The following is a 5,834-nucleotide window of genomic DNA, read 5'->3' as shown; positions in this document are numbered from 1 at the left end:
ACCCCGTGCTGACCCCGCGCCCCGGAGGTGCCGCGTGAGCGACCTGCTCGCCGTCCTGGACTACGACTTCATGCGGCGCGCGCTCTTCGCCGCGCTCGTCGTCGGGTTCGCGGCACCGCTGGTCGGCGTCTTCGTCGTCCAGCGGGGCCTGTCCCTCATCGGCGACGGGCTGGGCCACGTGGCCCTGGCGGGGGTCGCCGCGGGCGTGCTCACCGGCACGGCCCCGGTGTGGACGGCGCTGGCCACCGCCGTCGGCGCCGCGCTGCTCATCGAGTTCCTGCGCGACCGCGGGCGCACCGGCGGCGACGCGGCCCTGGCCGTCATCTTCTACGGCGGCATCGCCCTGGGGGTCCTGCTGATGTCGCTGGCGCCGGCCGGGACCACCACCAACCTGGAGGGCTACCTGTTCGGGGCCATCACCACCACCAGCCCCACCGACGTGCGGGTGTTCGCCGTGCTGGCCGTCGTCCTGGTGGTGGCCATGGTCCTGTGGCGGCCGTGGTTCTTCGCCTTCTCCTTCGACGAGGAGCACTCGCGCGCCTCCGGCCTGCCGACCCGCGCCCTCAGCGCGGCGCTGGCGGTGCTGACCGCGGTCACCGTCGTGCTCTCGATGCGCACGGTCGGGCTGCTGCTGTTCAGCGCCCTGATGGTGCTGCCCGTGGTCGCCGCCCAGCACGTGAGCGCCAGCTTCGCCTCGCTGTGCCGCGTGGCCGGCGTCCTGGGGGCCGCCACCAGCGTCAGCGGCGTCCTCGGCTCGGCGGCGCTGGGGACGCCCTCGGGCGCGACCATCGTGGTGCTCGTCCTGGGCGTGCTCGCGGTGTGCGCGGTGCTGGGCCGGGTCGCGCGGCCTGCGCGGGTGGTGCCGGCCCCGGCCGCCGACGTCAGCCGCGGGCCCCGGCGGTCGCGAGCCGGCTGACCAGCGCCGCGGCCAGCACGGCCGCCCCGGCCGTGAGCACCAGTCCGGCGACGGTGCCCAGGTACGCCACCGTCGTGCGCACCGAGACCCCGTGCGTGAGGTGGATGACCACCCCCATCACCGCGGTCGAGGAGCTGAGCCCGACGAGCACGGCGTCCTCCTGCGCCAGCAGCGCCGGCAGGACGTGGAACGCCACGGCCGACCCGCCCAGGGCCAGCCCGACCAGCGCGGCCAGCCCTCGCCGCCCACCGACCAGCACGGTGAGCAGCACGAACGAGGCGCACACCGCGGCCAGCGGCACGCGCCGGTCGAAGTCCGCCCACACGTACGTGCCCGCCCCCGCGGCGCCCGCGGTCCCCGGGGTGTCGACCTCAGGGGTGTCGGCGCCGTAGCGGGTCAGCACCACGCGGTCCCCGGCGGCCAGGCCGCCGTGGAACACCGCCGGCGGCACCGTCACCACCGCCGCACCGCCGCCGTCGAGGTCGACGGCCGCCTCGGGGCACTCCACGGTCGCCGGCATCGTGCCGTCGGGCAGGCGGTCCTCGGCGAGCCCGCCGGGACGGGTCGCCGCCCCGCGGGGCACGCGCTGGTGCGCGGATCCCCCGCGGGGCGCGGGCGCGCTAGCGTACGGCCATGTCCGCTGACGGAACCGATCCGATGGTGCCGGTCCTGCAGGCGCTCAGCGGGCACTCGGTGCAGGTGCGGCTGCGCAGCGGCGAGCAGTTGATCGGTCAGCTCGGCGCCGTGAGCGCCGGTTCCTGCGAGCTGCAGACCCAGGCCGGGGTGATGACGGTGCGCAACTCCGCCGTCGACGTCGTCGTCCCCGTGCGCACGCCACCGCAACCGCACGCGGTCTGAGCGGTGCGCCGGGTCGGCGCGCGCTCGGGAACCCGCGTGCAGCACGGGTCCGGCGGGGTTCCCGCTCGTCGCGGCGGCTGATCGCCCCGCACCCGGAGGGAGCGGGGCTGCTCGGTGCCGGCAACCGGCGGTCCAGGGGGAACAACCGCCCCGGCACGGGCACGACCTCGGCGCAGTTCGACGACGACCCCGGCGCCGCGTCACCTGCGCGACGGGCAGTTCCGGTGGTGGTGCAGCACCCTCCGGTCGCGCCGCTCACCCCCGGCGCAGCCGCTCCCACCTCGAGGTGAGGTCGCGCACCAGGACCTCCAGCTCGCCGGGGGAGACGGTCGCCGCTCCCGGCCACGTCGCCGAACCGTGCCAGGGCACCGCCTGCGGGGTCGAGGGGGAGCGGGCGAAGACGTGCTGGTGGACGTGGGCGACGCCCAGGCCCGCGATCGCGCTGAAGACGTGCTCGGTCGCGAAGCGCTCGGCCAGCACGCGCGCGGCGGTCCAGGCGGCCTCGGCGAGGGCGCCGGCCTCCCGAGCGGGTGCGTGGGTGACCACCACGAGGTCGTCGGACCACAGCACGGGGGACACCAGGGGCCCCGCACCGCAGTGCTTGGCGCAGATCGGGCACCCCTCGGCGGCGGTCACGGCAGGAGGGTAGGAGCACCGCGGGGTTCGCGGCGGCGGGAGCGCCGCAGCGCCAGCGCGCCGGTCACGGCGCCCGCCGAGCCCAGCAGCAGGGCGAGCAGGGCGCCGGCCAGGCCGTTCCCGGTGCCGAGACCGCCGGCGGCGGACGCCGCGTGCAGCCCCGCCACCACCACGCTGACCAGGCCCGCCAGCACCGCGGCGACGGCGCCGCTGGCGGCCGTCGCCGCGCCGGTGCCGGCGCGGCGTGAGCGGGACAGCGCCCGGGCGCCGGCGAGCGCGCTGGCCAGCGCCACGACGGCGGCCAGCGTGGGCACCAGCCGTCCGGTGCCGATCTCGTAGCCGCCGGTGGACGCCTGGGCGAGCACCGGTGCGGTGAGCAGGTGCGAGGGGGACATCGCCGGTCCTTCCTGTCGGGGTGGGCACCGCCGAGGGTGCTGCCCGCGCACCCGCGCCGTCGTCCGCCGGTGGGCGGGCGGCACCCGCGCGTTCCGCGGCGGGTGCCGCCCGTGCCACCGCGCTCGCGGACGTAGCCGGGGCGCGCCCGGCGGGGCTGGTCGCCGCCGGGCCCGGAACCTACGATCGCGCCATGTCCCGGCCCGTCGAGGTGCTGCGGCCGCCGGCGTGGGCGCAGGACGCGCTGCTGGCGCTCTGCGTCGCGGTCGTGCAGGTGCAGGGCACCGTCGTCCGGCCGGCCGAGGTGGGTCCGCGCCCCCTGGGCGACCTCGGGAACCTGGGGTACGCCCTGCTCGTCGCCGGCGGTCTGACCCTGGCCGTGCGCCGGCGCCGGCCGGCGCCGGTGCTCGCCGTGACGGCGGCCTGCAGCCTGGTGTACTTCGGCGCCGGTTTCCCCGACGGGCCCGGCTGGATCGGGGTCTCCGCCGCGCTGTACACCCTCACCGCGCACGGCGACGGGCGCAGGTCGCTGCTCGTGGCCGGTGCGGGCACCGCCGTGCTGGCGACGGGATGGCTGCTGGCGGCGGCCGACGCCGCCGGGGCCGCGCTCGGGTGGGTGTTCTTCCGCGTCGCGGCCTCGGCCGGCGCCGCGGTGCTGGGGGAGTCGGTGCGCTCCCGTCGGGTCGCCGCCGTCGAGGCGCTGCAGCGCGCCCGGTGGGCGGAACGCACCCGGGAGGAGGAGGCGCGCTCGCGGGTGGACGCCGAGCGCCTGCGCATCGCGCGCGAGGTCCACGACACCGTCGCCCACGCCATCGCGGTCATCAACGTCCAGGCGGGCGTGAGCGCCTACCTGCTGGACCGCCAGCCGCACACGGCCCGCGAGGCGCTGGTGACGATCGAACGGACCAGCGCCCGGGCGCTGGACGAGATGCGCGCGCTCCTGGGGGTGCTGCGCGACCCCGACGGCGAGCGCCTCGCGCACCCGGGTCTGCAGCAGGTCCCGGAGCTGACCGCGGTGGCGCGCCGGGCCGGGCTGGAGGTGGAGGTCACCCCCGGCACCGCGCTCGACCCGTCCGCGGAACCGCTGCCCAGCGCGGTGCAGCACACCGCCTACCGGATCGTGCAGCAGTCGCTGACCAACGTCCTCACCCACGTCGGTCCCACCCGCGTCACCGTCAGCATCGAGCGCGGCGGAGACGTGCTGGAGGTCCGGGTGGCCGACGAGGGGGCGCGCGGCGCCCCCTCCGCCCGCCCCGGTGCCGCGCTCGGAGCGGGTGGCGCGAACGGCGGTGCGGCACCGGCCGCGCCCGGCCGCGGCATCGTCGGGATGCGCGAGCGCTGCGTGCTGCTGGGCGGGAACCTGACCGCCGCCCCGCGCCCCGGCGGCGGTTTCGAGGTCACGGCGCGGCTGCCGCTGACCCCCGCCGGGGTGCTGCACCCGTGAACCCCCCGCCCGCTCCGGCCCCGCGCGCCTCGCCGATCAGGGTGCTGCTCGCCGACGACCAGGCCCTGGTGCGTTCCGGGTTCACCCTGCTCCTGGACTCCGAGGAGGGGATCACCGTGGTGGGCCAGGCCGCCGACGGGGCCGAGGCCGTCGAGCGGGCCCTGGCGACCCGGCCCGACGTCGTCCTGATGGACATCCGCATGCCGGTCCTCGACGGGATCGCGGCCACCGCCCGGATCGTGAGCACGCGGGGCCTGGAGCACGTCCGGGTCCTCGTCCTCACCACCTACGACACCGACGCCCACGTCTACGAGGCCCTGCGCGCCGGCGCGAGCGGTTTCCTGCTCAAGGACGCCGGGCCGGCCGAGCTGCTGCACGCCGTGCGGGTGCTCGCCGCCGGTGACGCGCTGATCGCCCCGAGCATCACCCGGCGCCTGATCGCCCGCTTCGCCGCCGCCGGCGCCGCCGCCGCGGTGGGGCAGGAGCGGCTGGCGGTGCTGACCGCGCGCGAGCGCGAGGTGGTGGCCCTGGTCGGGCGCGGGATGAGCAACGAGGAGATCGGCGCGGAGCTGTTCCTCAGCCCGGCCACCGCCCGCACCCACGTCAGCCACGCGATGGTGAAGCTCGCCGCGCGCGACCGCGCGCAACTGGTCGTCATCGCCTACCAGACCGGTCTGGTGGGCCCGTGAGCGCGGGGAGGTCCTGGAACTCCCGGCCGACGTGCGTGCCGCGGGGGTCGCCCGCCCCGCGCGGTGGGTGGTCGAGCCGCGGTCGGTGCCGGGGTGGTGCGCGCTGACCCGCTAGGGCCAGGTGCGGGCGTGGCGGCGGAACTCCTCGGGGTCGCTGTGCACGGGGATGACGCACAGCAGGTGCCCGCCGGGGGCCCGCAGGGTGCGGCAGTCCAGCCAGCGGCCCACCTCGACGGCGCCCAGGGCGAGCAGGCGCCCGGTCTCGGCGTCGAGGTCGTCGGTCTCGACGTCCACGTGGTAGCGGGCGCTGTTCTCGTCGGTGTCCTGCAGCGCCTGGACGGCCACGACGAGGTGCGGGGCGGCGCCGGGCAGGTCGGTGAACTGCGGCTCGCCGGCGGCGGGGCGGGCGCGCACGCCGAGGGCGCGGGACCAGAAGGCGGCGCCGGCCGCGGCGTGCTGGGGCGGGGTGTCGATCAGCAGGGTGGACAGCCGGCTGCGGTGCACCCCGCCGAGGGTAGGAGGCTCCGGCCGCCGGCGTCGAGGTGCCGACGCCGGTCGTCAGGCGGCGCGGCGGGGCGTCCCCGTGCCGCTCCCTGCGCGCCGCTGCCGGCGCCGGGCGACGACGAGCGCGACCACGCCGCTCAGCGTGAGCACCCCGGCGGCGACGCCCACCGCCAGCGGGAGCACCCCCGCCGAGGAGAGCACGTTGACGGCGGCGCCGAGCACCACCAGCGCCCACAGCGCGGCGGCGGCGCGACGCGTCAGCGGTGGGCGCCCGGTGGGCAGGGTGCGGGCGGACAGGGTGCGGGCGGGCAGGGTGCGGGGATCGCTCACGGCGGGCTCCTGGAGGTCGGTGCGGCTGGTCGTGCCCCACGGTGCCGCGCGCGGGCGCGGGTTC

At 78.0% G+C, this 5,834-nt stretch carries 9 protein-coding genes; 4 read left to right on the top strand and 5 right to left on the bottom strand.

The window, feature by feature from the left end; all coding sequences use genetic code 11:
- Positions 1 to 34 precede the first annotated feature (34 nt).
- Positions 35 to 916: a metal ABC transporter permease gene (locus GTR00_RS12915; protein ID WP_205705706.1), complete on the top strand. Its 882-nt coding sequence runs from the start codon at positions 35 to 37 to the stop codon at positions 914 to 916.
- Here GTR00_RS12915 and GTR00_RS12910 read toward each other — a convergent pair.
- Complete coding sequence (locus tag GTR00_RS12910) at positions 882 to 1,499, bottom strand: YibE/F family protein (protein WP_166612020.1); 618 nt, start codon at positions 1,497 to 1,499, stop codon at positions 882 to 884. The two genes, GTR00_RS12915 and GTR00_RS12910, sit on opposite strands and share 35 nt — an antisense overlap.
- A 50-nt stretch (positions 1,500 to 1,549) precedes the next feature.
- On the opposite strand from GTR00_RS12910, the gene GTR00_RS12905 reads away from it, so the two are divergent.
- Positions 1,550 to 1,774, top strand: a complete 225-nt coding sequence (locus tag GTR00_RS12905) for a hypothetical protein (protein ID WP_166612019.1) — start codon at positions 1,550 to 1,552, stop codon at positions 1,772 to 1,774.
- Positions 1,775 to 2,029: 255 nt separating this feature from the next.
- Here GTR00_RS12905 and GTR00_RS12900 read toward each other — a convergent pair whose 3' ends face one another.
- The gene (locus GTR00_RS12900) at positions 2,030 to 2,410 is read right to left on the bottom strand and encodes a histidine triad (HIT) protein (protein ID WP_166612018.1); all 381 of its coding nucleotides are present in this window, start codon (positions 2,408 to 2,410) and stop codon (positions 2,030 to 2,032) included.
- Positions 2,407 to 2,805, bottom strand: a complete 399-nt coding sequence (locus tag GTR00_RS12895; protein WP_166612017.1) for a DUF6223 family protein — start codon at positions 2,803 to 2,805, stop codon at positions 2,407 to 2,409. The genes GTR00_RS12900 and GTR00_RS12895 overlap by 4 nt, the downstream gene beginning before the upstream one ends.
- Before the next feature lie 191 nt (positions 2,806 to 2,996).
- On the opposite strand from GTR00_RS12895, the gene GTR00_RS12890 reads away from it, so the two are divergent.
- Positions 2,997 to 4,247 (top strand): sensor histidine kinase, encoded by a 1,251-nt coding sequence (locus GTR00_RS12890; RefSeq protein ID WP_166612016.1) that lies wholly within the window; start codon positions 2,997 to 2,999, stop codon positions 4,245 to 4,247.
- The gene (locus tag GTR00_RS12885) at positions 4,244 to 4,936 is read left to right on the top strand and encodes a response regulator transcription factor (RefSeq protein ID WP_166612015.1); all 693 of its coding nucleotides are present in this window, start codon (positions 4,244 to 4,246) and stop codon (positions 4,934 to 4,936) included. The genes GTR00_RS12890 and GTR00_RS12885 overlap by 4 nt, the downstream gene beginning before the upstream one ends.
- Positions 4,937 to 5,047: 111 nt before the next feature.
- Here GTR00_RS12885 and GTR00_RS12880 read toward each other — a convergent pair whose 3' ends face one another.
- Positions 5,048 to 5,440: a VOC family protein gene (locus GTR00_RS12880; protein ID WP_166612014.1), complete on the bottom strand. Its 393-nt coding sequence runs from the start codon at positions 5,438 to 5,440 to the stop codon at positions 5,048 to 5,050.
- Positions 5,441 to 5,494: 54 nt separating this feature from the next.
- Positions 5,495 to 5,770 (bottom strand): hypothetical protein, encoded by a 276-nt coding sequence (locus GTR00_RS12875; protein ID WP_166612013.1) that lies wholly within the window; start codon positions 5,768 to 5,770, stop codon positions 5,495 to 5,497.
- Between the last annotated feature and the right edge of the window lie 64 nt (positions 5,771 to 5,834).

This window comes from Kineococcus indalonis, from assembly GCF_009906395.1.
Classification (GTDB): Bacteria; Actinomycetota; Actinomycetes; order Actinomycetales; family Kineococcaceae; genus Kineococcus; species Kineococcus indalonis.
This window is presented reverse-complemented; position numbering and strand designations above follow the sequence as displayed.